This window comes from Pedobacter frigidisoli (assembly GCF_032678525.1).
Classification (GTDB): Bacteria; Bacteroidota; Bacteroidia; order Sphingobacteriales; family Sphingobacteriaceae; genus Pedobacter; species Pedobacter frigidisoli_A.
The window spans coordinates 216,603-242,088 of record NZ_JAVTSE010000007.1; the positions used below are offsets into that span (position 1 = coordinate 216,603).

Below are 25,486 nucleotides of genomic sequence, written 5' to 3' on the forward strand. Positions count from 1 at the left end.
AATATAACACGAAAGCGCCCCGGTTATTAGCCGGGGCGCTTTTGCTTTTTAGTGAAATCTGAATATTTTTGTTCAGGGTACTTTTACATTTTTATTGGTTCGAGGCAATAGACTTGATTACCTGTTTAATTTTGTTCAGGTCGTTCATCTCCACATCAGGTTTTCCAGGTGATAACATCTGATAGATGATCTGGTTATCTTTACTGTCATATATGCTGATTATTTTATCATTAGTGCGCCTGGTATAAATCAGGTATTTTAAATTGGATTGGGGTGCCAGTATTAAGCTGTCGAGCTGTTGACTGGTTACAAATTTTAGCTTATAGTTATACTGTTCCAGTTTTTCATCTGAGGGGGAACTTGCCGGCTGCTGCGCAGAAAAAAGCTGACGGATGTATTCAGGAACATACAATGTTTCTTTGGTAAGCTCCGGAACACGGATTTTATTGTAAAACTGGAAATCAAGCGAGCGGCTTTGTCCATACAATAAGCCATCATTGATTTGTTTTAAATAGCCCGATAAGAATCCGGGCGACCAGTTGAAAAAGATAGATGAATTATAGAAATCTCCAATCAGATTCCTTTTTACAGATCTTGAAATTTCTTCCTTGTCACCACTACGCTGTTGTGCATTTATGCCGGTATAAAAATCCGGCGAAAGGGTAACATAAGCGAGGGTATAAATATTCTTTTTTTTAGGCACATCAGACGGCGTTACCAAAGCCAGTGAATAAATGATATTGCTGGTCAGGGTATCACCACTCTTTGTATTGAAGGTATCAAATGAAAAGAAAGAATACTGCTCAGCCGTTTGATATTTTGATAGCTCTTCGGGCTTGATAATTTTATATGGAGTTATGGTCCATACTTTTTTGATGGCCTCATCGAATTGCTGCAGATCCTGGTAGTTTTTATATTGGAGGGTAAAAAGCGTTGTAGTTTGCTGAAGCACCTGAAGTTTCTGACTGTTAAACAATTCTTTTCCGTAGTAGGTTACCTGGGCTTTGGCAACCGTACCAAATGTAAACACCAGGGCCAGGATTAGCCGTAGTTTTCTCATAATCATTGTGATTTGTGTGTGGCTCAATATTAATAATCTTTTAACAATTATTTTCTTTTTTTCTATTGCAATAACAAAATACATTCATTAGCTTTGTTATGCAAGCATAATAAATTAACAAAATGAAACAACAGCAAACATTAGATTATCACGTGAAGTTTGCATGGCAGAACATGTTCAATAAGTACAACCAGATGGCGGCCAGTTTTGGGATTACACAAGCTATCGGGTACATGTTGATTAATATTAATGATGAGGAGGGGACTGCTGTTTCTAACCTGGCGGGACTGCTTGGGGTGAAAGCCACAAGTTTGTCGCGTATGCTGAATAACATGGAGGAGGCGGGACTGATATACCGTGAAACTTCTGTTGGCGATAAACGCTCGGTAAAAGTGTTTCTTACTGATTTTGGTAAGGAGAAAAAACATTTGGCTAAAGGTGTTGTTCGAAAATTTAATGAATATCTCGACGAGCATTTCTCTAAAAAAGAAAAGGAGACGTTCATTAATCTATTGATAAAACTAAATGATATAACTGTAGCATATACTGTTGATTAACATGAAAAGAAGCATAAACAAAGTTGCCGTTCTGGGCTCGGGGATTATGGGTTCGCGTATTGCATGCCACTTTGCCAATATTGGTGTAGAGGTTTTGCTTTTAGATATTGCACCAAAAGAGCTGACACCTGAAGAGCAGGCAAAAGGATTAACGCTAGATAAGCCTGTAGTAAAAAACAGGATTGTAGATACAGCTTTGCAAACTGCTGTAAAAACTAATCCTTCTCCGGTTTATTCTAAAAAAGTATTGAACAAGATTAAAACCGGGAACTTCGACGATGACATGTCAAAAATTGCCGGTTATGACTGGGTGATTGAAGTGGTGGTGGAAAATCTTGATATCAAAAAGAAGGTTTTTGAACAGGTAGAACAGTTCCGTAAACCCGGAACCCTGATTACTTCTAATACTTCTGGTATCCCTATTCATTTGATGGCGGAAGGCAGGAGTGACGACTTTAAGGCAAATTTTTGCGGAACGCACTTTTTTAACCCGCCACGTTATCTGAAGTTGCTGGAAATCATTCCAACACCCCATACCAAGCCGGAAATTGTTGATTTCCTGATGCACTATGGTGATAAATTTCTAGGCAAAACAACGGTTTTGTGTAAAGATACGCCGGCATTTATTGCCAACCGGGTTGGGGTGTATTCAATTATGGCACTATTGCATCTGGTAGAAAAGCTTGACCTGACTGTAGAGGAGGTAGATAAATTTACGGGACCGGCGTTGGGCAGGCCAAAATCGGCTACTTTTCGTACTTCGGATGTAGTTGGGCTGGATACCATGATCAAGGTAGCAAAAGGACTTTACGATAATTGCCCTGAGGATAAGGCACACGAGTTATTTAAACTTCCTGCCTACGTGCAAAAAATGGAAGAAAATAAATGGCTTGGTGATAAAACCAAACAGGGTTTCTATAAAAAAACAAAAACAGCCGAAGGTAAGACCGAGATCCTGGCGCTGGACCTGAAAACCCTTGAGTATAAGCCACAGCAGAAAGTAAAATCTTCTACCCTGGAAATGACCAAGCCTGTTGAGAATCTGCGTGAGCGGATGAAGATTTTTGCCAAAGGGAAAGATAAAGCAGGTGAATTGTTCCGTCATTCCTCTTTTGGATTGTTTGAATATGTTTCAGACCGGATTCCAGAGATTTCAGATGAGTTGTACCGCATTGATGATGCGATGCGTGCAGGTTTCGGCTGGGAGTTAGGGCCTTTTGAGCTTTGGGATGCCGTAGGTGTTAAAGAAGGGATTGAGGGAATGGAGCAGTATGGAAACAAGGCAGCTTCATGGGTTCATGAAATGCTTGATGCAGGCCATACCACATTTTACAAAGTGGAATCCGGGGTTAAAAAATATTATGATATCCCAAGCAAATCCTATAAAGCGCTGCCGGGTACAGATGAATTTATTATTTTAGATAACATCCGTGAAAACAAAACGCTGTGGAAAAACTCTGGCGTTTCGATTATCGATCTGGGTGATGGCATCTTGAATGTAGAATTTCATACTAAAATGAACACCATCGGTGGAGATGTGATTTCAGGTATCAATAAGGCAATTGATATGGCCGAGAAAGATTACCGCGGTTTGGTTATTGGCAACGATGGCGCAAATTTTTCTGCCGGTGCAAATGTGGGGATGATTTTCATGATGGCTGTAGAGCAGGAGTGGGAGGAATTGAATATGGCCATCCGCATGTTTCAGAATACTTCTATGCGCATTCGTTATTCATCCATTCCGGTTGTGGTTGCGCCGCATAATTTAACACTTGGTGGTGGCTGCGAGTTCAGCTTACACGCTGATCATGTGCAGCTTTCTGCGGAAACTTATATGGGGCTAGTAGAATTTGGTGTGGGTGTTATTCCTGGTGGCGGCGGAACAAAAGAGTTTGCTTTACGTGCCTCTGATGAATACAAAGACGATCAGATTGTCCAAAATGCCCTGAAAGAACGCTTCCTGACAATCGGTATGGCAAAGGTGTCGACTTCGGGTTATGAAGCTTACGAACTGGGTTATCTGCAGAAAGATAAGTTCTCGATTTCGATGAACAGAAACAGGTTACTGGCGGATGCAAAAGCGAAAGCCATTGAGCTGGCAGAGGCAGGCTATACTAAACCTGTTCAGCGTACAGACATTAAAGTGCTGGGTAAACAGGGGCTGGGGATTGTGTACGCAGGGGCAAACAGCATGTATGCCGGACACTTTATTTCTGAACACGATAAGAAAATCTCAGAAAAACTGGGTTATGTAATGTGTGGCGGTGATTTATCCTACCCAACTGAAGTGAGTGAACAGTATTTACTGGATTTGGAAAGGGAGGCATTTTTGTCACTGGCCGGGGAAAGAAAATCATTGGAAAGGATCCAGTCGATTATTACTAAAGGAAAACCGTTGAGGAATTAGAAGTTAGTACAAGGATACGACTATTAAGGTATGAGTATCGGGATTACTAACAGATTTAAACTAAAAAATGGCGATTTCAAACTGAGCTTTGTCTTGCTCATTGATACTCGCTACTAGATACAAAAACAATGGAAGCATATATTATAGCCGGATATCGTACAGCAGTGGGCAAGGCTCCACGTGGCGTATTTCGTTTTACAAGAGCTGATGATTTGGCTGCAGAAGTAATCAGAGCATTGGTTGCCTCGGTTCCAAATCTGGATAAGGAACAGATTGATGATGTAATTGTGGGTAATGCTACACCAGAAGCAGAACAAGGTTTAAATATCGCCAGGATGATTTCGCTGATGGGCCTGGATACGGATAAAGTTCCCGGCGTTACAGTAAACCGTTATTGTGCCTCTGGTTTGGATACGATTGCTACTGCGGTTGCGAAAATTAAAGCGGGTATGGCCGATTGCATTATCGCTGGTGGAGTGGAAGTAATGAGTGGAATGCCCTTTGGTGGCTGGAAACTGGTGCCCAATGCTGAGGTTGCTAAAAATAATCCCGACTGGTATTGGGGCATGGGATTAACGGCCGAGGCAGTTGCAAAAGAGTACAATGTAAGCCGTGAAGACCAGGATGCATTTTCTTTGAAATCTCATGAGAAAGCCATTCAGGCCATTAAAAACGGTCACCTTAAAGACGGGATTTTGCCTATCACCGTCAACGAAAATTACCTGGATGAGAACCTGAAAAAGAAAACCCGTTCTTACGTGGTAGATACTGATGAGGGGCCCCGGGCAGATACGACACTGGAAAAGCTGGCTAAGCTTAAGCCTGTGTTCGATGCTGTCGGTAGTGTAACTGCGGGTAACTCTTCGCAAACCTCTGATGGTGCAGCATTTGTTTTGGTGGTTTCTGAAAAGAAAATGAAAGAACTGAACGCAGAGCCGATTGCACGATTAGTGAGTTACGGCGTTGCTGGCGTGCCACCGAGAATTATGGGCATTGGACCAATTGAGGCTATTCCAAAAGCATTAAAGCAAGCGGGTTTAAAACAAAGCGATATCGAGCTGATCGAACTGAATGAGGCATTTGCTTCTCAATCTTTAGCGATCATCAGAACTCTGGATTTGAATCCTGATATCATCAATGTAAACGGTGGAGCAATTGCATTGGGTCATCCACTGGGTTGTACAGGCGCAAAGCTTTCGGTGCAGATGTTAAATGAGTTGAAAAGGCAGGATAAAAAATATGGAATGGTTACCATGTGTGTAGGTACGGGACAGGGTGCAGCTGGAATATTTGAACTGCTATAGCTATAACGTACTGATTAAGTTTAAAATAAAGCGACTTTCAATACTCGCTGTTAGATATTATAAAAATGGAAACAACTGCAAAAAAAACAATTAAAGGCGGAGAATTCTTAATCAAGGAAACCGTATATCAGGATGTATTTATCCCTGAAGAATTTGATGAAGAGCAACAGATGATTGCACAGACTTGTCGCGATTTTCTGGAAGCTGAAGTGTATCCTAACTTAGATAAAATAGACAAGCAGGAAGATCCTGAATTAATGCCAACACTTTTGACAAAAGCGGGTGAGTTGGGAATTCTGGGTGTTTCTGTACCGGAAGAATACGGAGGTTTTGGTAAAAATTTCAATACCTCAATGCTTGTGGCTGATGTGATCGGTGCCGGGCATTCATTTGCGGTAGCGCTTTCAGCCCATACAGGAATTGGTACTTTGCCTATCCTGTATTACGGTAACGATGAACAGAAAGCAAAATATATTCCTAAACTAGGCTCAGGAGAATGGAAAGCTGCTTACTGCCTGACAGAACCAAACTCAGGATCGGATGCTAATTCCGGAAAGACAAAAGCAAAGTTGAGTGATGATGGTAAACATTATATCATCAACGGGCAGAAGATGTGGATTACCAATGGTGGTTTTGCAGATATCTTCATCGTATTCGCTAAAATAGACGACGATAAAAACCTAACAGCATTTATTGTAGAGAAAGATTTCGGTGGAATTACCATGAATCCTGAAGAGCATAAGATGGGTATTAAAGGTTCTTCTACCCGTCAGGTGTTTTTTAACGATTGTGAAGTGCCGGTTGAGAATATGCTGAGTGATCGGGAAAACGGTTTTAAGATTGCCGTAAACATCCTGAATATAGGCCGTATCAAACTATCTGCTGCAGCAATCGGTGCGTCGAAGGCCACTTTGAATACAGCCATTAACTACTCGAATGAACGCAGTCAGTTCGGCCGTCCGATTTCGAAGTATGGTGCCATCCGCTTTAAAATTGCAGAAATTGCTTCCAAGCTATATGCAGTTGATGCGGCAAACTATCGCGCGGGACAAAATATTGATGATACCTATGATGCATTAGTTGAAGGAGGTATGGAGTCGGGCAAGGCGCGGTTGAAATCGGTTGAACAGTTTGCAGTGGAGTGCGCTATTTTGAAGGTTTGGGGTTCTGAGGCTTTAGATTATACCGTTGACGAGGGGGTTCAGATTTATGGTGGTATGGGTTTTAGTGCTGATGCACCGATGGACAGGGCCTACCGTGATGCCCGGATCAACAGGATTTTTGAAGGCACGAATGAGATTAACCGTTTGCTTACCGTTGATATGATGTTGAAACGCGCCATGAAAGGTGAACTGGACTTAATGACTCCGGCAACTGCGGTTGCTGCGGAATTAATGAGTATTCCTGATTTTGGCGAGGAGGATACGACCTTATTTGCTGCCGAGAAAAAAGTATTGGCTAACTTGAAGAAAGCGACTTTAATGGTGGCGGGGGCTGCGGTTCAAAAACTGATGATGACCTTAAGTAAGGAACAGGAGATTCTAATGAACATCGCCGATATGGCTGGTTATGTTTACGTATTGGAATCGGCTTTGTTGAGAACAGAAAAACTGGTAGCAACAAAAGGAGAGGATGCAACAGCCGGTCAGCTGGATTTATTAAGGATTTATATGGTTGAGGCTGTGGATGGGGTTGCGAAAGCCGGTAAAGAAGCGCTATGGGCTTTTGCTGAAGGTGATGAGCAACGAATGATGCTGGTTGGCTTGCGCCGCTTTACCAAATTAGAGCCATTTAATGTTAAGGATGCCCGTCAACGTGTTGCACAACAGTTGATTGAGGCAAATAAATATATTTTTTAGGTTTTTGAAGTAAGGTTTTAAGGTTCAGGGGATGGTTTTATAAGGCCCTTCCCTGAACCTTTTTTTGTTTATGGCCTCAGGTGATTTTTTAACATGTAAGGCATTCAAGGCAAAATAGGGTTGAATCTAAAATGTACTTACATTCCTGATATGGTTAAGCCTCACCCGCTTGAATAAAAAATAGTGATTTAGCAGCTTTGTAATGAATTTAATGTTTTTTAAAATCCTACTTTTGCGGCATGAATAAGTTTAAACTACTAACTGTTATCCTATTGTTTACAGCGACTTTTACAGCTTGTAAAAAAGATAAAGATACCGAAAAGCAGATTGCTGATTTTATTGCAGAAAATAATATCAATGCAACGAAAGACAATTCCGGATTATATTACCAGATCATCAAACCTGGTAGCGGGACTTTTACCTATCCTGCAAATACCAGAATTACGATTAAATATGAAGGTAGATTACTGGATGGTAGTGTTTTCGATAACGGGGGCGGTAAAGAACAAACCTTCAATCTTGCTGATTTGATTCAAGGCTGGAGAATAGGTATACCCAAAATCCAAAAGGGAGGAGAAATCCGTTTGATTGTACCACCAAGCCTGGGTTACGGAAGCAGTTCTGCCGGACCAATTCCTGGAAACTCTGTACTTGATTTTACTATTCAGCTTTCGAATACACAATAAGCCAGAAGCGAAAGGTAAAAGTGTAGCGGTAGGGAACTTTAGGGAAGCCTTTATGATTCAGCTTTTTTGTTAAAATAGGTTAAAAATTGTAGCATCCGTATTAAAAGCTTATTTTTGCAGGTAATGTCTCTGCCAATTCAATACTCGATTTTACAATTACACTTACAGACGTACACTAATAAATGAACAATTTTACCAAACTTAGCCTCCTGACACTTATTGTGGCTTCAACAATTTTCAGCTCCTGTAAAAAGGAGTATGATTCGATACAGACTGTTGATGATTCGGCTATAGCGGCTTATATATCCAAGAATAAACTGACTTCGATGGTCCCTGATTCACTTAAAACAGGTTTTTACTATCAGGTTACCAATCCGACCACTGGTTCATTGTTTGCAAATAAAGATTCGATATTATATGATGTCACAATCAAATCGATGAGCAGCGGTACGCAATACTTACAGTCGCCAACCTACGCTAATTTAGGAACATATGTTGGGTATCTTAACAGCTTTTATCAGTCCTCATTGCTTGCCCCTGGTCAAAATACCGCGAGCGCCTGGAATATACCAGCTTTCCGTACGGCAGCATTGAAATTGAAACCAGGTGGTTCTGCACGCATTCTATTGCCTTCGTATTTAGCATTTGGCAGAAACGGAGCGGGAAGCATCCCATCAAACGAAAATCTTGATATCACGCTCACCAGTTATCCTTATGCAAAACAATGGCAGTTTGACGATTACAAGATAACAAATTACTTAGCCACTAAAGGTTTAACGGCGACTAAGGATGTGTCGAGGGTATATTACATTACTACGACTACAGGAACTGGAGTGGATCCTATTAGCGAATCGAGTTCACTAGTTGTTAAATATACCGGGAGATTTATTGACGGAACTGTTTTTGATTCTTCTACAGACGGTACGTACACAACAACACTTAGTGGAGTAATAACCGGCTGGGGAAAGATTATTCCAAAGTTCACTGCAGGAGCAAAATTCAGAATGTTTATTCCATCTGATTTAGCTTATGGCACCTCTGGCAGCGGTAGTGTTCCTCCGAATGCTATACTTGATTTCGACATCGAAATCGTAAGTGTTACGAACTAGATAAAGCCTTTTTAAAAACTTTCAGCACTCTTTCACGTGCAAATGTATGCTCAACCAATGGTTGGGCATATTTTTTTGTGCCATATTCCGGTACCCATTTTTTGATGTATTCAAATTTAGGATCAAAACGTTTGGTTTGCAGCTCTGGATTGAATACCCTGAAATATGGGGCTGCATCATTGCCTGATCCGGCTGCCCATTGCCAGCCCCCCACATTACTGGCCATTTCGTAATCCAGCAATTTTTCTGCGAAATAGGCTTCACCCCAGCGCCAGTCGATCAACAGGTGCTTCGATAGGAAGCTAGCCACCACCATCCGCACTCGGTTATGCATCCAGCCGGTTTCGTTCAGCTGTCTCATTCCGGCATCAACTATTGGGTAGCCTGTATTGCCCGAACACCACGCTTTGAACTCCTTTTCATTGTTGCGCCACTTGATTTTATCATATTGCTTTTTAAACGAATCAAATGCCGCATAGGGAAAATGCCAAAGAATCATCATGTAAAATTCTCTCCAGGCCAGTTCCGAAAGCCAAACATTCGATTTAGCATCCCGCGCATCTTTTACAGCCTTTCGGATACTTAAGGTGCCAAAGCGCAGGTGCAATCCGACGTGGGTTGTTGAATCTAAAGCAGGAAAATCGCGCTCTTTAGCATAGTCATCTAATTTATTTTTGTAGCTCAGTTTGGGAAACCTTAGCTTGCTTTCTTCGAAACCCATTTCGGCTAAGGCTGGGATAGGCAGGTGTTTTGTTTTCAATAAGTTGCTGAAATATTTTTTAGTGGGATAGGGTTTGGTATAAAAATCATTCAGTTTGGCGTGCCATTGCTTGTAGAAGGGGGTAAAAACCGTATACGGTGTTTTATCGGCTTTTAAGATTTCTCCTTTTTCAAAAATGACCTGGTCTTTGTAGGTTTTAAACTGAATTTTTTCACTGTTCAGAAATTCAGCCATGTTATCATCACGTTCACGGGCGTAAGGTTCATAATCGTGATTGGTGTAAACTTCTTTAACCTCGTAATCTTTCAGAATTTCAGGCCATACTTTCTCAGGTTTGCCGTATTTGACTAGGAGATCCGACCCGTGTTTTTGAAGATCTTCTTTTAAACCCTGAATCGTTTGATAAATGAAGGTTACCCGTGCATCGTCTTTGGGAAGTTTATCGAGAATATTTTTATCGAAAATAAAAACAGGCAAAACAGGATTTTCGCTTTTTAGAGCGCGGTATAAGGCAGCATTGTCTTCTAAACGTAAATCGCGGCGGAACCAAAAGATGGAAACGGTTTTCATAAGGAAAGGTTGATTTTTTTGAGCGGGTTATTGATACAAATCGGCTAATGCCTCATTCAGATGGATAAACTTAAACTTGAATCCGGCATTCAAAATTTTTTGTGCTGAAGTGTTACTACTCATAAGCACGGCTTCAGCCCTTTCACCCATTAGTAATTCAATAGCTTTTTTTGGAACTTTTAAAGGCCAGAACGGTCGGTGAAGCTGTTTTGCAATTGCCCTGGTCAATGCTTCATTAGTTTGGGGGAAAGGTGCACAGGCATTGTAGGCGCCTTCCATTTCTAAATTGCCGATGGCTTCGATATACATGTCTACCATATCGTCGACATGCAACCATGGCGTCCATTGTTTCCCGGTTCCCAAAGATGAACCCACAAATAAACGCACTGATTGATCCAGCTGCGGTAAAGCCCCGCCCTTGGTACTCAATACAATACCTGTACGTAATTTTACAATACGCAGGCCCAACTTTTTACCTTCATCAACGGCATTTTCCCATAGTTTGCAGCATTCTGCCAGAAAACCAAAGCCAGCCGGACTTTCTTCTGTTAGAATTTCTTCGCCGCAATCCCCGTAATAACCTACCGCCGATGCAGATATGAAGGATTTAATCTGGTGATTGGGATTAGATTTGAGGGTATTGAAAATCAATTCGGTGGATTTTACCCGGCTATCAATGATTTGCTGCTTTCGTTCATCGGTCCATTTTTTTTCTGCAACAGGTTCTCCCGCGAGATGAATGATCGCCTCTACACCTTCGATACATGTCGAGTCTATTGTGCCTTTGTAGACATCCCAAATAAAATTATTCGGATCGTTACTTTGTTTTCGGGAAAGTGTATTAACCTCGTAACCTTGTTTGAGTAATTTCTTCTTCAGTTGAGTACCCACTAAGCCAGTCGCGCCAGTAATCAGAATCTTTGTTGCCATGCTAATTAAACAGTAAAGATAGGTTTTTGTTGGCAACGAGGTGGCTTATACTTCAGCTGAGGCACGACGAGTTTTCCTGATTCCTTAAGATGTTTTTCTTTTTGTTGCCTGTTTGTAAAGAATTTATCATGTTTTTGATGCCGAAGAAAAATAAGGTAAATTTGTTTTTCGCGTTCTTAATACCCTTTTCCGAATAAAAACATGTCCAAAAAAATTTTAGTCTGGTTTAGAAATGACCTTCGTTTGCATGACAATGAAATGCTTGTTGAGGCAATTGCTAAGTCGGATTCGATTTTACCTGTTTATATTTTAGACCCCCGCCAGTTTGTAGAAACGAAATATGGTACACTAAAAACAGGCAGCATCAGAGCACAGTTCACCCTTGAAAGTGTTTTAGGGCTTCGTCATTCTTTGAAACAGATCGGCGGAAACTTACTGATTGTTACCGGTAGTCCGGAAGATATCGTTCCACAGCTGGTGCAGGAATATGAAATTACTGAAGTATATCACCATAGGGAAGTAGCCCGGGAGGAAACACATGTATCCGCATTAGTAGAGAATGCCTTGTGGAAACTTCGTATTAATCTGAAACATTTTATTGGACATACGTTATATAACAAGGAAGATTTACCTTTCCCTATTAAAGATATACCAGATGCTTTTAATCAGTTTAAAAAGAAGATTGAGCGTGATTCAATTATAAAACCTTGTTTTGCTGCTCCCGATCGCATTAATGTTGCGGAGGTGATTGATTGGGGTACTTTACCCGAACTTGCGGAACTTAACCTTTTGCAGCAGGCACAGGATAAGCGTTCGGATCTTGAATTTTTAGGAGGTGAGGCTGAAGGGCTGGCGCATTTGCAAAAGGTAATTTTACTGATGCAGCAGGCGGCAACTTCCAAAAACCTTATTCTGGCATCTAAACTTTCTGCCTGGCTTGCGATTGGGTGCTTATCACCACGTAAGGTATATTGGGAAATTAAAAAGATGGAAGGTGTGCCTAACACCAAGGCGATGTTCAATCATATTTTACTCGGATTACTTTGGAGAGATTACTTCCGGTTCATGTTCAAAAAATACGGCAATACGTTCTTCAGTCCGAATGGTTTTGGCAGTCAGGGATTGGTGGACGTGGAAAATGAACAGGAGAATTTTAGTAAGTGGAAGAATGCACAAACCGGGTTTGCTGTGGTTGATGCAGTGATGACGGAGCTGAACACCACCGGGTTTATTTCAAATGTTGCCCGCCAAACGGCAGCTCTTTATCTAATCAATAATCTGGAAGTAAGCTGGGTTTTCGGTGCAGCATATTTTGAAGAAAAACTGATTGATTATAACCCTGCAAGTAACTGGGGCAATTGGGCAAATGTTGCTGGTGTGGGCAATGACCAGAAGTCGAAAAGCGTTTTTGATCTGGATAAGAATATCAAGAATCTGGATCCAAAAGGAAATTACGCCTTAACCTGGAGTTCTTAGATTTACTCATTCACGCTTTCTATAATTTCTTCAATTACTGGCTTGCATTTTGCTTAGTTTGTTTGCAAAGCTTTCTCCTGCATTCATTCAATTATTTGTACTGAATGTGAGAATGTTTCTAAATATATTTTTTTGTGCAATTAATCCAGTTTTTTACCATTTATATAAGGTAAAATTCTAATTTTGTAGGGCTTATAGTAAACAGTAAATAATGGATAGTTTATCTTATATTAACGGCGCAAACGCCGAATACATAGATTCTTTATATCAGTCGTATCAGCAAGATCCTGAATCAGTTGAGTTTGGTTGGCAAAAGTTTTTTGAGGGTTTCGATTTTGGAAGAAGTTCTGAAGCCCCGTCAGTAACAGTAGAAACTCCTGAACAATTTTTAAAAGAGGTTAATGTTCTCAACCTGATTGACGGCTATCGTAGTCGCGGTCACTTGTTTACACATACCAATCCCGTTCGTGAGCGGCGTAAACATTTACCAACTTTAGATCTTGCAAATTTCGGGCTATCGGATGCTGATCTGGAGACCGTTTTTAACTCTGGAGTTGAAATTGGTATTGGTGCAGCAAAGCTGAAAGATATTCTTGCTGTTTTGAAACAAACTTATGCCGGCTCTATCGGAGCAGAATATAAATTTTTACGTACCCCTGAAGTGCTGAACTGGATTCAGCAGAAAATGGAGAGTACACGCAATACGCCGAACTTTTCTATTGATGAGAAAAAACGTATCCTTAAGAAATTAAATGAGGCGGTAAGTTTTGAAAACTTCCTTGGTACGAAATTTTTAGGCCAAAAACGTTTCTCATTAGAGGGTGCTGAGGCACTGATTCCGGCTTTAGATTCGGTAATTGAAAAAGGTGCTGAATTAGGAATTGAAGAATTTGTTATTGGTATGGCTCACCGCGGTCGTTTGAACGTGCTGGCTAACATCATGCAAAAAACCTATAAGGACATATTTACTGAGTTTGAAGGTAAAAGCTACAATCCTGATACACCTTTTGGTGGTGATGTTAAGTATCACCTGGGTTACTCTACAGATGTGAGTACCATTTCAGGTAAAAATGTTCACTTAAGTCTTTGCCCAAATCCTTCGCACTTAGAAACTGTTGATGGTGTGGTTGAAGGCATGAGCCGTTCTAAAATTGATTTTAAATATGGTGGCGACAATAGTCGCTTAGCGCCGATTTTGATTCACGGTGATGCTTCTGTTGCAGGACAGGGTATCGTGTATGAAGTGATTCAGATGGCAGGACTTGAAGGTTATAAAACCGGCGGTACCATCCACCTGGTAATTAATAACCAGATTGGGTTTACTACAAATTATAAAGATGCGCGTACCAGTACTTATTGTACAGATATTGCCAAAGTAACCCTGTCACCGGTATTCCACGTGAATGGTGATGATCCTGAAGCTCTGGTTTACGCCATCAACTTAGCCATGGAATATCGTCAGAAATACAAGAATGACGTATTCATTGATATTTTATGCTACCGTCGTTTTGGTCACAATGAGTCTGATGAGCCTAAATTCACCCAGCCATTATTGTACAAAACAATTGAAAAACACCCTAATCCAAGGGAAATTTATATTGAGCAGTTAACTAAAGAAGGTAAGCTGGAAGCAGGCCTGGCTAAAGAAATGGAAAAAGATTTCCGTGGTATTTTGCAGGAACGCCTGAATGAGGCTAAAGAATTCGTAGCTGGAAATAATGAAATTAAATTTGGTGGTGCCTGGGCTGATTTACGTTTAGCAACGCCTCAGGATTTCGAAACTTCACCTGTTACGGCGGTTAAGAAATCTACCTTACTGGAAATTGGTAAACGCATTACCACTTTACCATCAAATAAAAAGTTCTTCAAAAAAATCGAGAAATTATTCGCTGAGCGTACGAAAATGGTGAATGAAACCAACATTTTCGACTGGGCTATGGGTGAGCAACTGGCTTATGGTACCTTGTTATCAGAAGGTAAAAGGGTTCGTTTAAGTGGTCAGGATGTTGAACGTGGTACTTTTTCTCACCGCCATGCGGTATTAACCCTTGAGGATAGTGAGGAGGAATATGTACCGTTAGCAAACATTTCGGATCAACAAGCGCCATTTGATATTTACAATTCTCACTTATCAGAGTATGGTGTTTTAGGTTTTGAATATGGATATGCGATGGCTAATCCGAACGCCTTAACCATTTGGGAAGCACAGTTTGGTGATTTCTTCAATGGTGCGCAGATTGTAGTTGACCAGTATATCGCCAGTGCGGAAACGAAATGGCAACGTGAAAACGGTTTGGTGATGTTGTTGCCACACGGTTATGAAGGTCAGGGCCCTGAGCACTCTTCTGCACGTATTGAACGTTTTATGGAATTATGTGCTGATTACAATATGCAGGTTGTGAATTGTACAACCCCTGCGAACTTCTTCCACGTATTGCGTCGCCAGTTTAAACGTGATTTCCGGAAACCATTGGTTGTTTTTTCTCCAAAGAGTTTATTGCGTCATCCGGCCTGCGTGTCTCCATTGGATGAATTTACAGAGGGTGGCTTCAAAGAGGTGATTGATGATGTAAATGTTAACGTTGCAGATGTTACCAGAGTGGTATTCTGTAGTGGTAAAATTTATTACGAATTGCTTGAAAAGCAACAAGCCGATCAGGTAAAGCATGTAGCAATCGTACGTGTGGAACAATTGTATCCTACACCTGTTGATCAGATGGAAGCAATCACTGCGAAATACAACAATGCTACTGAGGTTTTCTGGGTACAGGAAGAGCCTGAGAATATGGGCGCTTGGCCGTATTTATTCCGTAAACTGTATAAAACAGGTTTAAAAGGTATTGATGTGATTTCGAGAAAAGAAAGTAGCAGCACAGCAACGGGTTTTGCGAAACAACATGCTAACCAGCAAGCTTATATTCTGGCAAAAGCACTTGAGCTTCCGGTTAAAGCAGAAGAGGTTAAAGCAGAAACCAAGAAAGCGAGCAAGAAACTTGCAGCAGCCGACTAATAAAAATCAATAAAGAAATTAGAAGCTAATAAAGACATATATTAAACATTATGAGTTTAGAAATAAAAGTTCCACCAGTTGGTGAGTCGATAACGGAAGTTGTTTTATCACAATGGTTAAAACAGGATGGTGATGTTGTTGAAATGGATGAGGTTATTGCTGAATTAGAATCAGACAAGGCTACTTTCGAATTAACTGCTGAACAAGCCGGAACTTTAAGAACCATAGCTGCTGAAGGTGATACTTTAGCGATCGGCGCAGTAGTTTGTAAAATTGAAGATGGCGGCGCAGCACCTGCTAAAGCTGATGCTCCAAAAGCAGAAGAAAAAGCAGTTGTTGCTGAAGAAAAAACTGCTGCTCCTGTTGCAGAGAAATCCGGTGAAAGCTATGCTACCGGCACACCATCGCCTGCAGCCGGAAAAATCCTTGCAGAAAAAGGTATTGACGCCGGTGCGGTAAAAGGTACAGGAGTTGATGGACGCATTACCAAAGATGATGCGGTAAAAGCTGAAGCTAAGAAAGCAGATGCTCCTAAAGCTGCTGCACCTGCGGCTCCTGCAGCCCCTGCAGGTCCTCGTTCTGAACGCCGAGAAAAAATGTCGCCATTGCGAAAAACCGTTGCGAAACGTTTGGTTGCGGTTAAAAACGAAACGGCCATGTTAACCACTTTCAATGAGGTTAATATGAAACCGGTGATGGATTTACGTAGTAAATACAAAGACTCTTTCAAAGACAAACATGGTGTTGGTTTAGGTTTTATGAGTTTCTTTACCAAAGCGGTAACCGAAGCCTTAAAAGATTTCCCGGCTGTTAATGCACGTATCGAAGGAGAAGAGATCGTTTACAATAACTTTGCTGATGTATCTATTGCAGTATCTGCACCAAAAGGTTTAGTTGTTCCGGTAATTCGTAATGCGGAAAGCATGAGTCTGGCGGAGATTGAAAAATCAGTTCTGGCTTTGGCTTTAAAAGCTCGTGACGGTAAGTTAACGATTGAAGAGATGACCGGTGGTACCTTTACCATTACTAACGGTGGTGTGTTTGGATCGATGATGTCGACACCAATCATTAATGCGCCTCAGTCGGCTATATTAGGTATGCACAACATTGTTGAGCGTCCGGTTGCAGAAAAAGGAGAAGTGGTGATTCGTCCGATGATGTATGTTGCATTATCTTATGACCACAGAATCATTGACGGACGTGAGTCTGTTGGATTCCTGGTTCGTGTTAAACAGCTATTAGAAGATCCAGCCAGATTATTGTTAGGCGTTTAGATCTTATCAAATAATATTTAAAGGAAGTCAGGCATGAAAGTCTGACTTCCTTTTTTTATGCCTGGAATTTTATCTTCATTGAAGCGTTTTCAAAAAAAATAATGCTACAAAAAAGCCCGTCTCACTTGGAAACGGGCTTTGGTACTGTAATATGATTTTGGTTGGAGGTTACTCCTCCACAATTTCACTGTTGATGCTTACTTCATCCTTTACATCTTCTTTAAAGTAGTTTTTCTGGAAAATGAGGATGAGTATCACGCCTACCGAGATAGCAGCATCTGCTAGGTTAAAAACCGGTCTGAAGAACACAAATTCATCTCCGCCCCAGATCGGAATCCAGCTTGGGAAGTGCCCTTCTGCTATCGGAAAATAAAGCATGTCTACCACGCGGCCATGAAACCAGGTTTCGTAACCATATATCTTCCCGTAAAATACCGAATCAATGATGTTCCCTAGTGCTCCTGCAAAAATTAGGGCAACGTTCAGGATTAATCCGCGATGATATTTGTGTTTAATCAGATAGTGTAATCCATATCCAATTCCACCAACGGCAACGATACGGAATAAGGATAGTGCCAGCTTTCCAAACTCGCCGCCAAACTCCATACCAAAGGCCATACCATTATTTTCGGTGAAATGAATGATAAACCATTTACCAATAATGTTAAACTCCTGACCAAGGTACATGTGGGTTTTGATCCACGTTTTTAATACCTGGTCGGCAAGTAAAACCAAAAAGATGACTAATAAAGGTTTTGTATATCCTTTCATTAACTCTGCTTTAGTTTAGCTTCCATGCTCAAAGTAGCGTGAGGAACGGCACGTAAACGCTCTTTCTGGATTAATTTACCGGTTTCTCGGCAAATACCGTAAGTTTTGTTTTCGATGCGTACCAAGGCATTCTCCAGGTTGTCAATAAATTTACGCTGACGTGCAGCAAGCTGGTTGATCTGCTCTTTTTCCATTGTTGCAGAACCATCTTCCAAAGTTTTGTAAGCACCCGAAGTATCTTCAGTACCATTTGCGTTAGGATTGCTCAATGAAGCCGTTAATGAGTTTAACTCTTCTTTTGCCATGCGCAATTTATCTTGAATTAATTCTTTAAATTCCTGAAGTTCACTGTCTGAGTAGCGTGTTTTGTTACTGTTTTCCATGCTTTTAATTTAGTTTTCTAATATATGGATTTATATTTTAGTTACTGAAATGCTTAACTCAACATCGTCTATAACGATTTTGTTTGCATTTATTACAGCATCTGTTAATTCTAGTTCATCTGCTAAAATTTCTGCGCAAATGTAGGCCTTGTTATTGGCAACTGCAGTGGCTACAAGATTATCATTTTGTAAAGATACTTTAATCCTGTCGGTCACTTCAAAGTTCAGTTCCTTGCGTAAGTTTTGGATTCTGTTAACCAGCTCCCGGGAAATACCTTCCTGTTTCAGTCCTTCGGAAATGGTTACATCCAGCGCAACGGTTAAGCTTCCTAAGTTGGTTACCTGCCATCCCGGGATGTCTTCAGCGAATACTTCAACATCGCCATCCAGGTCAATTACATATTGGGCATCATTGCTACCTGATACGGTGATTTGTCCATCGCTTTCCAGACGCTGGATATCCTCCTGATTCAGTTTTTCCAATGCTTCTTTAACCAGGCTCATATCTTTACCTACTTTTTTACCTAAAGATTTAAAGTTTGGTTTTAGTTTTTTCTTCACGATGCCATGCGTATCGGTGATGAACTCGATATGCTTAACATTTGTTTCTGAAAGAATGTAATCGGCAACCTTTGAAATTTTCTGCTCGAAATCGCCATTCAAAGATGGGATCAGGATTTTTTCTAAAGGCTGACGAACGTTGATACCCGATTTTTTACGTAATGACAATACCATTGAAGAGATATCCTGCGCATAAACCATGCGTTCGTTTAAATCAGTATCGATTAAGCTCTGGTCGGCTGCCGTCCATAAGGTCAGGTGAACAGATTGTTCCGCTTTTTTATCGTTTATGCTTAAGTTTCTATACAACCAATCGGCAAAGAATGGTGCTACCGGACTCATTAGTTGGGCCAGTGTTTCCAGACAAGTATACAGCGTTTCGTAAGCAGCACGTTTATCGTCAGTCATTTCGCCTTTCCAGAAACGGCGGCGGCTTAACCTGATGTACCAGTTACTTAAGTGCTCATCAACAAATGCCTGAATCGCACGGGTTGCTTTAGTGGGCTCGTAACTGTTATAGTTTTCGTCCACTTCGTTAATTAAAGTCTGTAATAACGATAAAATCCAGCGGTCAAGCTCCGTTCTTTCTTCAACTTTGCTTAGGTTGTTTTTGTCGATTTGAAACTTATCAATGTTGGCATATAGCGCGAAGAAAGCATAAGTGTTGTAAAGTGTTCCAAAAAATTTACGACGTACCTCAGCGATACCTTCGATGTCGAATTTTAAGTTATCCCACGGGTTTGCGTTAGAGATCATATACCAACGGGTTGCGTCGGCACCATATTCATTAATGGTTTGGAACGGGTCTGCAGCATTGCCCAGACGTTTGGACATTTTCTGTCCGTTTTTGTCCAGTACCAATCCATTGGACACTACGTTTTTGTAGGCTACTTTATCGAATACAAGAGTAGAGATGGCGTGCAAAGTATAGAACCAACCACGGGTCTGATCGACACCCTCTGCAATAAAATCTGCCGGGAAATCTTGATTTGCATCAATCGTTTCCTTGTTTTCGAAAGGGTAGTGCCATTGTGCATACGGCATGGCACCCGAATCAAACCATACATCAATTAAATCACTCTCGCGACTCATTGGTTTGCCTGATGGAGAGACCAAAGTGATCTGATCGACAACATTTTTGTGCAGGTCTATCAGGTCGTAATTCTCTTCAGACATGTTTCCAATTTCAAATCCTTTAAACGGATTTTCCTTCTGGAAGCCGGCTGCTATAGATGCTTCAATGGCATAATATAGTTCTTCGACAGAGCCAATTAAAACTTCTTCTTTTTTATCTTCCGTTCTCCAGATTGGTAGTGGAATTCCCCAGTACCTTGAGCGTGATAAATTCCAGTCGTTAGCATTTTTTAACCAGTTGCCAAAACGGCCCTCTCCAGTAGATTTCGGTTTCCAGTTGATGGTTTCATTAAGGTCGAACATTCTGTCTTTGACATCTGTTACTTTAATGAACCAGGAATCTAAGGGGTAATATAAAAGAGGTTCATCTGTTCTCCAGCTGTGCGGATAACTGTGAACGTATTTTTCTACTTTGAAAGCTTTGTTCTCTTCTTTTAGTAAGATTGCAATTTCTACATCAACCGATTTTTCAGGTGCTTCACCAGCAGTGTAGTATTCATTTTTTACATACTTGCCTGCAAACGGGCCAACATGTTTTGTGAATTTACCTTGTAAATCGACCAGAGGAACCAGGATGTCGTTGTCATCCAGTACCAGCATAGGCGGTATTTCAGGAACAGCCTCTTTGGCAACTTTTGCATCATCAGCTCCAAAGGTTGGCGCAGTGTGCACAATTCCGGTACCATCTTCTGTGGTCACAAAATCTCCTGATATCACTCTGAAAGCATTCTCAGGGTTGTTAAACGGTAAGGCGTAGGTTAAAAGCTGCTCATATCTGATTCCAACCAATTCCGTTCCTTTGCATTCGGCAAGGATCTGGTAAGGTATTTTTTTATCTCCTGCTTTAAAACTGGTAAAATCTTCTGCTTCATTGCTTTCGAAGAAGCCCTTACTGAATTGTTTACCAAGCAGGTTTTTTGCCAGGATTACGTTTGTTGGCAGAAATGTATACTGATTGAAAGTTTTTACTAAAACATAGTCGATTTTTGGGCCTACCGTTAATGCTGTGTTGGATGGTAAAGTCCAGGGCGTGGTGGTCCAGGCCAATAGGTAGATTTCTCCAAAACCGTTTAAAAATGACGGGAGTGTATCCGAAAGCGCTTTAAACTGTGCAACGATTGTGGTATCCGTAACATCGCGGTAGGCGCCAGGTTGGTTTACTTCGTGAGAGCTTAAACCAGTTCCTGCTTTTGGTGAGTAGGGTTGGATGGTATAGCCTTTATAGATTAATCCTTTATCGTAAATCTGTTTCAACAGCCACCAAACCGACTCCATGTATTTTGGTTTGTAGGTAATGTACGGATCGTCCATATCTACCCAATAGCCCATTTTTTCAGTCAGGTCGTTCCACACGTCAGTGTAACGCATTACTGTTTTTTTACAAGCTTCGTTATAGTCTTCAATGGAGATCGTTTTACCGATGTATTCTTTGGTTATGCCTAATTCTTTTTCAGTACCCAGTTCAACAGGCAGGCCATGGGTATCCCAACCAGCTTTCCTCTTTACCTGATAGCCTTTAATAGTTTTATAGCGGCAAAAAATATCTTTAATAGCACGTGCCATTACGTGGTGAATGCCTGGCATTCCATTTGCCGATGGCGGGCCTTCGTAAAAAGTAAACGGGTTAGATTTTGAACGGGATGAAATGCTCTTCTCAAAGATGTTTTCTTCTTTCCAAAAATCCAGTATTTCTTGCCCTATTTTGGCAAGATCCAATTGTTTAAATTCGCTATACATCAATTAAGTACCTCAAAAAATTAAGGTTGCAAAGTTAAAGTTTTTCGCTCAATTATGGTAGTTTTGGTGTAAATACTTTTAACGTGAAATTATTTAATATCGGGCTTTTGCTCATGGTGATGGCAGTAGTTGTGCTGCCAGTTGTTGCACTGCTAAATCCTGTTAACCAGGATTTTGTATTGTATGCGTTTTATTTCTGCGGCCTGCTCGAACTAATTGGACTCATCTTTGTTTTAATACATATTGTCAAACTAAAAAATAAGACCCCATGATTAAGTTACTAAAGTTGCAAAAGGCAGTGCTGGTACTTGCTGCTGGTGTGCTCTCTTATATTTTATATCTGGTATTAGATGCCACCCATGTTGATGGTGCACGCTATCTGCAAATGCTTGCCGGAGTACTGGTAATGGTGGGTGCATTATGGTTTTTGTATCCCATTCTCTTCGCCAAAGTTGATGGTGAGGGGCAAGCCGAGATTATCACTGATCCAACTGTGGAAGTGCCTGAGGATGATGAAAAACCTGTTGTGCAATAGATACCCATATAAGGAAATTAAGCATTAAGTTTCAGAGATAATCTTATATTTTCTTAAATGCCTTATATGGTATCAGTATGGTATATTTAATGATCAAATTCATTGGCATTTCTTGCCGACTCTTCATCTGAAATAACTGTTCTAACCTTCTTCTTATCGAGCCATAAAACCAGTGCAGGTAACAATGTAAGGTTGAAAATCAGCGCGACAAATAATGTAATCGAAAGGAGTAAGCCTAGTACCACTGTTCCTCCAAATGTTGAAGCGGTAAAAATGCCGAAGCCGAAGAATAGAATCAAAGCAATGTGCGTCATGCTTACGCCTGTTTCTGTAATGGTATCCGTAATGACCTTAGGTATGCTGAAATTGGTTAGCGTGAGTTCCTGTTGGTATCTGGTGAGGAAATAGATGGTTTGATCTGATGCTAACCCAAATGCTATGGTGAAAATCAGAATGGTAGAGGGTTTTAGTGAAATTCCAAAATAGCCCATAATTCCTGCGGTGATTACCAGCGGCACAATATTCGGCAATAGCGAGATAAACATAATGCCCAGACTTTTAAATTGGGCGAGTCTTAACAAAGAGATCAGAACAATGGCCAGTCCGATGCTTTCAAACAAGTGTTCCAGCATATAATCGGTCCCTTTTGAGAAAATAACGCTGGATCCTGTTAATTCCACATCAAACTTGTCTGGCGGCAATATACTGTCAATGCGCGGCTTTAATTCTGCCATGATTGCATCCAGGCGTTTCGAGCCTACATCTGCCATCTGAAAGCTCATTCTGGTGCTTTGATTGCCCTTGCTGATAAAATTGGTTAGCAAACTTGAATTTCCCTTCCCGCCATTTGCGATGTAAGCCAATACAAAGTTCTTCTCCATATTATCCGGTAAGCGGAAAAAGCTTGTATCGTTGTTATAAAAAGCCTGAGTTGCGTATTTCAATCCCATATTAACTGAAATGGAACGGGAAAATTCCGGATATGCAGCAATCATTTTCTCCATTTTTTCCATTCGCTTCAGGTTAGTTAAATTGAAAACACCATTCTTTTTTCTGGTGTCAACACTCACTTCGAGCGGCAGGATCCCCTCGAAATTCTTTTCGAAGAATTTGAGGTCGGTCAGGATTTCGGAATTTTTGGGTAAGTCGTCTACAACATAGCCGTTCACATTAATCTTCATTACCCCAATAAAAGCAATAATTGAAATGATCAGTGTACCAATATAAATCAAAGCACTTTTTTGTTGAACCAGCTTATCGGTTTTAACCAGTAGTTTGTGTAGAAATCCTTCTTCAACGTGGGTTTGTGCTTTTAGTTTTGGAGCTGGTAAATAGCTGAAAATGATAGGGATCAGGCACAAACACATGAGCCAGGTAATCATTACGTTGATTGACGCGACACTCCCAAACTGCATCAAAAGCTCACTGCCGGTAAAATAAAGCACACCAAATCCTATTGCCGCTGTAATGTTAGCGATTAATGTAGTTACCGCAATGCGTTCTATTGTCACACTTAAAGCCCTTTCTTTATTACCGTCTTTCCTCAGTTCATTCTGATATTTGTTGAGCAGGAGAATACTGTTGGGGATACCAATAATCACAATGAGTGGTGGGATAAGTCCTGTTAAAATAGTAAGTTCGAAACCAAATGATACCAGGGTGCCGATGCTCCAGATTACCCCCATAATTACCACCAGAATAGGGAAGAAAACGGCATAAAACTTTCTGAAGAAGATTAAAAGAATAAATGCGGAAACCAATATGGATAAGCCAAGGAACAGCACAAACTCGTTACTGACCAGCTTGCTCACTGCCGTGCGGATATAAGGGAGTCCTGAAATGTGGACCTGAATTTTAGATTTCTCCTGAAAGGCTTTTGCCTTCTCTTCAATTTGTTTCAGTATTGGGTTTCTGGCAGCAGAATTCAGAATCTTTGTATCGAAGGTAATGGCCATCAACGTGGCATTTTTTCTGTTGAAAACCAGTCCCTCGAAAAAAGGAGTGTTATACAAAGTATTCTTTATTGAATCCATCGCTGCATTCGTTTGCACTAAGCCATTTGGAATGGGCTTTAAAATAAACTTTTGCTCAACTGTATCTTTTTCCAGCTGAAAAATTCTGCCGGTAGAGAGTACTTGTTTTATGCCTTTGAGTTGTTGGATGTCGTTTGACAGTTTCACCCATTCATTGTAAACTTCTTTTTTAAAGATGTCTGGCGACTGGATTCCAATAACCATTACGCTTCCATCCTCACCAAATGTTTTCTTAAAATTATTGTATTTTATGAAAGCACTGTCAGTTACCGGGAGGATTTTGCTGCCTGTGTAAGAAAGTTTTACGTTTTTAGCCTGGAAGGCCATGAATATGGTGCCGAGTACGAAGAAAACGATAATGGCAATACGGTTCTGAAGAATAAACCTTGATAGCTTTACCCACATGTGTAATCTAGTTTTAAATGATAATGGCAAAACTAATCTTATTTATAAATGAGAATGTCTTTTTGCTCAAATAAATTTGCACAATTAACATACTTTTGAAAAAATTGTTTTAGCGATATGTTGCACAAGGTCAGGGGAATTGTTTTAAGAACAACCAATTACAGTGAGAGCAGTGTGGTGGTGCAGGTTTTGACAGATAAATTCGGGATGCAATCGTATCTGATTAACGGTGTGAAAAAACCACGGGCAAAGGTTAAGATGAACATGCTGCAGTCGTTGCATCTTTTGGATATGATTGTTTATCATAAGGTAAATACGAATATTCAGCGTGTATCAGAAGTCAGGCAAACACCTGTTTTCAAAACCATTCCTTATGATATCGTAAAGTCCAGTATTATTATCTTTTTAAATGAAGTACTCTACAAAAGTATCCGCCAGCAATCTGCGGATGAGAGTTTATTTGATTACATATACAACTCAGTAGCCTGGTTTGATGAAAACGATGAATTAAATCCGAACTTCCATTTGTCCTTTTTGCTGAAGCTTACCCGTTTTTTAGGTTTTGCACCCAATGAAAAGAGGAGGGGCGATCAGATTTATTTTGATCTACAGGAAGGTGGATTTGTTTCCAGGGTTCCCATCCATTCAAATTACCTTCAGCTCGATGATGCTTTATGCTTTATTTCCCTTTTTGAAACCTCTTTGGAAAAAATTTCCGAAATAAAAATGAGCAATGCGCAGCGCAGGTTTTTGTTAGATAAAATATTGGTTTTCTATACCTTACATACGGCGTCTTTTGGTGAGGTGCAATCTCATAAAATACTGGAAGTGTTACTAAGCTGAAAAAAAATAAAAAATATTTGCGAAACAAGATTATAGCGCTATATTTGCATTCCCAAACGGAAAGGGAAATTAGCTCAGCTGGTTCAGAGCATCCCGACGTTAACAGTCGGGAGGGTCGGGG

General features: G+C 40.7%; 18 protein-coding genes. 11 read left to right on the forward strand and 7 right to left on the reverse strand.

What is annotated here, in order from left to right; all coding sequences use genetic code 11:
* Window positions 1–91: 91 nt before the first annotated feature.
* The gene (locus tag R2Q80_RS18720; RefSeq protein WP_316801066.1) at window positions 92–1,060 is read right to left on the reverse strand and encodes a hypothetical protein; all 969 of its coding nucleotides are present in this window, start codon (window positions 1,058–1,060) and stop codon (window positions 92–94) included.
* Between the two features lie 122 nt (window positions 1,061–1,182).
* On the opposite strand from R2Q80_RS18720, the gene R2Q80_RS18725 reads away from it, so the two are divergent.
* The 6 genes from R2Q80_RS18725 to R2Q80_RS18750 all read left to right on the forward strand — a co-directional run bounded on the left by R2Q80_RS18725 (window position 1,183) and on the right by R2Q80_RS18750 (window position 8,982).
* Complete coding sequence (locus R2Q80_RS18725; protein WP_047798835.1) at window positions 1,183–1,617, forward strand: MarR family winged helix-turn-helix transcriptional regulator; 435 nt, start codon at window positions 1,183–1,185, stop codon at window positions 1,615–1,617.
* A 1-nt stretch (window position 1,618) separates the two neighbouring features.
* On the forward strand, window positions 1,619–4,024 hold the full coding sequence (locus tag R2Q80_RS18730) for a 3-hydroxyacyl-CoA dehydrogenase/enoyl-CoA hydratase family protein (protein WP_316801067.1): 2,406 nt from the start codon (window positions 1,619–1,621) through the stop codon (window positions 4,022–4,024).
* A gap of 128 nt (window positions 4,025–4,152) precedes the next feature.
* Window positions 4,153–5,328 carry an acetyl-CoA C-acyltransferase gene (locus tag R2Q80_RS18735; protein ID WP_316801068.1) on the forward strand — a complete coding sequence of 392 codons (1,176 nt, stop codon included), beginning with the start codon at window positions 4,153–4,155 and terminating at the stop codon, window positions 5,326–5,328.
* A 65-nt stretch (window positions 5,329–5,393) separates the two neighbouring features.
* Window positions 5,394–7,187: an acyl-CoA dehydrogenase family protein gene (locus tag R2Q80_RS18740; protein ID WP_316801069.1), complete on the forward strand. Its 1,794-nt coding sequence runs from the start codon at window positions 5,394–5,396 to the stop codon at window positions 7,185–7,187.
* 239 nt (window positions 7,188–7,426) lie between these two features.
* Window positions 7,427–7,873, forward strand: coding sequence for an FKBP-type peptidyl-prolyl cis-trans isomerase (locus tag R2Q80_RS18745; RefSeq protein WP_047798831.1), 447 nt, complete (start codon window positions 7,427–7,429; stop codon window positions 7,871–7,873).
* A gap of 182 nt (window positions 7,874–8,055) precedes the next feature.
* Complete coding sequence (locus R2Q80_RS18750; protein ID WP_316801070.1) at window positions 8,056–8,982, forward strand: FKBP-type peptidyl-prolyl cis-trans isomerase; 927 nt, start codon at window positions 8,056–8,058, stop codon at window positions 8,980–8,982.
* Here the strand turns inward: R2Q80_RS18750 and R2Q80_RS18755 are convergent.
* Together R2Q80_RS18755 and R2Q80_RS18760 are read right to left on the reverse strand one after the other, a co-directional pair.
* A complete protein-coding gene (locus R2Q80_RS18755; protein WP_316801071.1) occupies window positions 8,972–10,273 on the reverse strand; it encodes a deoxyribodipyrimidine photo-lyase in 1,302 nt (433 codons plus the stop codon). The genes R2Q80_RS18750 and R2Q80_RS18755 overlap by 11 nt on opposite strands.
* A gap of 27 nt (window positions 10,274–10,300) precedes the next feature.
* A complete protein-coding gene (locus R2Q80_RS18760) occupies window positions 10,301–11,203 on the reverse strand; it encodes a TIGR01777 family oxidoreductase (protein ID WP_316801072.1) in 903 nt (300 codons plus the stop codon).
* Window positions 11,204–11,404: 201 nt separating this feature from the next.
* Between R2Q80_RS18760 and R2Q80_RS18765 the strand changes: the two genes are divergently transcribed.
* From R2Q80_RS18765 to odhB, 3 genes are all read left to right on the forward strand, one after another.
* Window positions 11,405–12,679, forward strand: a complete 1,275-nt coding sequence (locus tag R2Q80_RS18765) for a DASH family cryptochrome (protein WP_316801073.1) — start codon at window positions 11,405–11,407, stop codon at window positions 12,677–12,679.
* Between the two features lie 211 nt (window positions 12,680–12,890).
* The gene (locus tag R2Q80_RS18770) at window positions 12,891–15,689 is read left to right on the forward strand and encodes a 2-oxoglutarate dehydrogenase E1 component (RefSeq protein ID WP_316801074.1); all 2,799 of its coding nucleotides are present in this window, start codon (window positions 12,891–12,893) and stop codon (window positions 15,687–15,689) included.
* Between the two features lie 50 nt (window positions 15,690–15,739).
* Window positions 15,740–16,963 carry a 2-oxoglutarate dehydrogenase complex dihydrolipoyllysine-residue succinyltransferase gene (gene odhB, locus R2Q80_RS18775; RefSeq protein ID WP_316801075.1) on the forward strand — a complete coding sequence of 408 codons (1,224 nt, stop codon included), beginning with the start codon at window positions 15,740–15,742 and terminating at the stop codon, window positions 16,961–16,963.
* A gap of 168 nt (window positions 16,964–17,131) precedes the next feature.
* Here odhB and R2Q80_RS18780 read toward each other — a convergent pair whose 3' ends face one another.
* Genes R2Q80_RS18780 through ileS form a run of 3 tightly spaced genes read right to left on the reverse strand, consistent with a single transcriptional unit; the run spans window position 17,132 to window position 21,549 of the window.
* Window positions 17,132–17,734 carry a lipoprotein signal peptidase gene (locus R2Q80_RS18780; RefSeq protein WP_316801076.1) on the reverse strand — a complete coding sequence of 201 codons (603 nt, stop codon included), beginning with the start codon at window positions 17,732–17,734 and terminating at the stop codon, window positions 17,132–17,134.
* Window positions 17,734–18,117, reverse strand: coding sequence for a TraR/DksA family transcriptional regulator (locus R2Q80_RS18785; RefSeq protein WP_113947776.1), 384 nt, complete (start codon window positions 18,115–18,117; stop codon window positions 17,734–17,736). The genes R2Q80_RS18780 and R2Q80_RS18785 overlap by 1 nt, the downstream gene beginning before the upstream one ends.
* A gap of 30 nt (window positions 18,118–18,147) precedes the next feature.
* Window positions 18,148–21,549 carry an isoleucine--tRNA ligase gene (ileS, locus tag R2Q80_RS18790; RefSeq protein ID WP_316801077.1) on the reverse strand — a complete coding sequence of 1,134 codons (3,402 nt, stop codon included), beginning with the start codon at window positions 21,547–21,549 and terminating at the stop codon, window positions 18,148–18,150.
* Window positions 21,550–21,817: 268 nt separating this feature from the next.
* Between ileS and R2Q80_RS18795 the strand changes: the two genes are divergently transcribed.
* Window positions 21,818–22,084 (forward strand): isoleucyl-tRNA synthetase, encoded by a 267-nt coding sequence (locus tag R2Q80_RS18795; protein WP_316801078.1) that lies wholly within the window; start codon window positions 21,818–21,820, stop codon window positions 22,082–22,084.
* A gap of 86 nt (window positions 22,085–22,170) precedes the next feature.
* Here the strand turns inward: R2Q80_RS18795 and R2Q80_RS18800 are convergent, their stop codons facing one another.
* Entirely contained in the window at window positions 22,171–24,522 is a 2,352-nt protein-coding gene (locus R2Q80_RS18800; protein WP_316801079.1) for an efflux RND transporter permease subunit, read from the reverse strand.
* A gap of 117 nt (window positions 24,523–24,639) precedes the next feature.
* Here R2Q80_RS18800 and recO point away from each other — a divergent pair, with 117 nt between their 5' ends.
* Window positions 24,640–25,365, forward strand: coding sequence for a DNA repair protein RecO (gene recO, locus R2Q80_RS18805; protein ID WP_316801080.1), 726 nt, complete (start codon window positions 24,640–24,642; stop codon window positions 25,363–25,365).
* The last annotated feature ends 121 nt before the right edge of the window (window positions 25,366–25,486 follow it).

What these genes read in the sequence shown, in the direction of transcription:
- R2Q80_RS18720 (WP_316801066.1), bottom strand. Translation starts at nt 1,060, where the DNA reads ATGAGAAAACTACGGCTAATCCTGGCCCTGGTGTTTACATTTGGTACG.
- R2Q80_RS18725 (WP_047798835.1), top strand. Translation starts at nt 1,183, where the DNA reads ATGAAACAACAGCAAACATTAGATTATCACGTGAAGTTTGCATGGCAG.
- R2Q80_RS18730 (WP_316801067.1), top strand. Translation starts at nt 1,619, where the DNA reads ATGAAAAGAAGCATAAACAAAGTTGCCGTTCTGGGCTCGGGGATTATG.
- R2Q80_RS18735 (WP_316801068.1), top strand. Translation starts at nt 4,153, where the DNA reads ATGGAAGCATATATTATAGCCGGATATCGTACAGCAGTGGGCAAGGCT.
- R2Q80_RS18740 (WP_316801069.1), top strand. Translation starts at nt 5,394, where the DNA reads ATGGAAACAACTGCAAAAAAAACAATTAAAGGCGGAGAATTCTTAATC.
- R2Q80_RS18745 (WP_047798831.1), top strand. Translation starts at nt 7,427, where the DNA reads ATGAATAAGTTTAAACTACTAACTGTTATCCTATTGTTTACAGCGACT.
- R2Q80_RS18750 (WP_316801070.1), top strand. Translation starts at nt 8,056, where the DNA reads ATGAACAATTTTACCAAACTTAGCCTCCTGACACTTATTGTGGCTTCA.
- R2Q80_RS18755 (WP_316801071.1), bottom strand. Translation starts at nt 10,273, where the DNA reads ATGAAAACCGTTTCCATCTTTTGGTTCCGCCGCGATTTACGTTTAGAA.
- R2Q80_RS18760 (WP_316801072.1), bottom strand. Translation starts at nt 11,203, where the DNA reads ATGGCAACAAAGATTCTGATTACTGGCGCGACTGGCTTAGTGGGTACT.
- R2Q80_RS18765 (WP_316801073.1), top strand. Translation starts at nt 11,405, where the DNA reads ATGTCCAAAAAAATTTTAGTCTGGTTTAGAAATGACCTTCGTTTGCAT.
- R2Q80_RS18770 (WP_316801074.1), top strand. Translation starts at nt 12,891, where the DNA reads ATGGATAGTTTATCTTATATTAACGGCGCAAACGCCGAATACATAGAT.
- odhB (WP_316801075.1), top strand. Translation starts at nt 15,740, where the DNA reads ATGAGTTTAGAAATAAAAGTTCCACCAGTTGGTGAGTCGATAACGGAA.
- R2Q80_RS18780 (WP_316801076.1), bottom strand. Translation starts at nt 17,734, where the DNA reads ATGAAAGGATATACAAAACCTTTATTAGTCATCTTTTTGGTTTTACTT.
- R2Q80_RS18785 (WP_113947776.1), bottom strand. Translation starts at nt 18,117, where the DNA reads ATGGAAAACAGTAACAAAACACGCTACTCAGACAGTGAACTTCAGGAA.
- ileS (WP_316801077.1), bottom strand. Translation starts at nt 21,549, where the DNA reads ATGTATAGCGAATTTAAACAATTGGATCTTGCCAAAATAGGGCAAGAA.
- R2Q80_RS18795 (WP_316801078.1), top strand. Translation starts at nt 21,818, where the DNA reads ATGATTAAGTTACTAAAGTTGCAAAAGGCAGTGCTGGTACTTGCTGCT.
- R2Q80_RS18800 (WP_316801079.1), bottom strand. Translation starts at nt 24,522, where the DNA reads ATGTGGGTAAAGCTATCAAGGTTTATTCTTCAGAACCGTATTGCCATT.
- recO (WP_316801080.1), top strand. Translation starts at nt 24,640, where the DNA reads ATGTTGCACAAGGTCAGGGGAATTGTTTTAAGAACAACCAATTACAGT.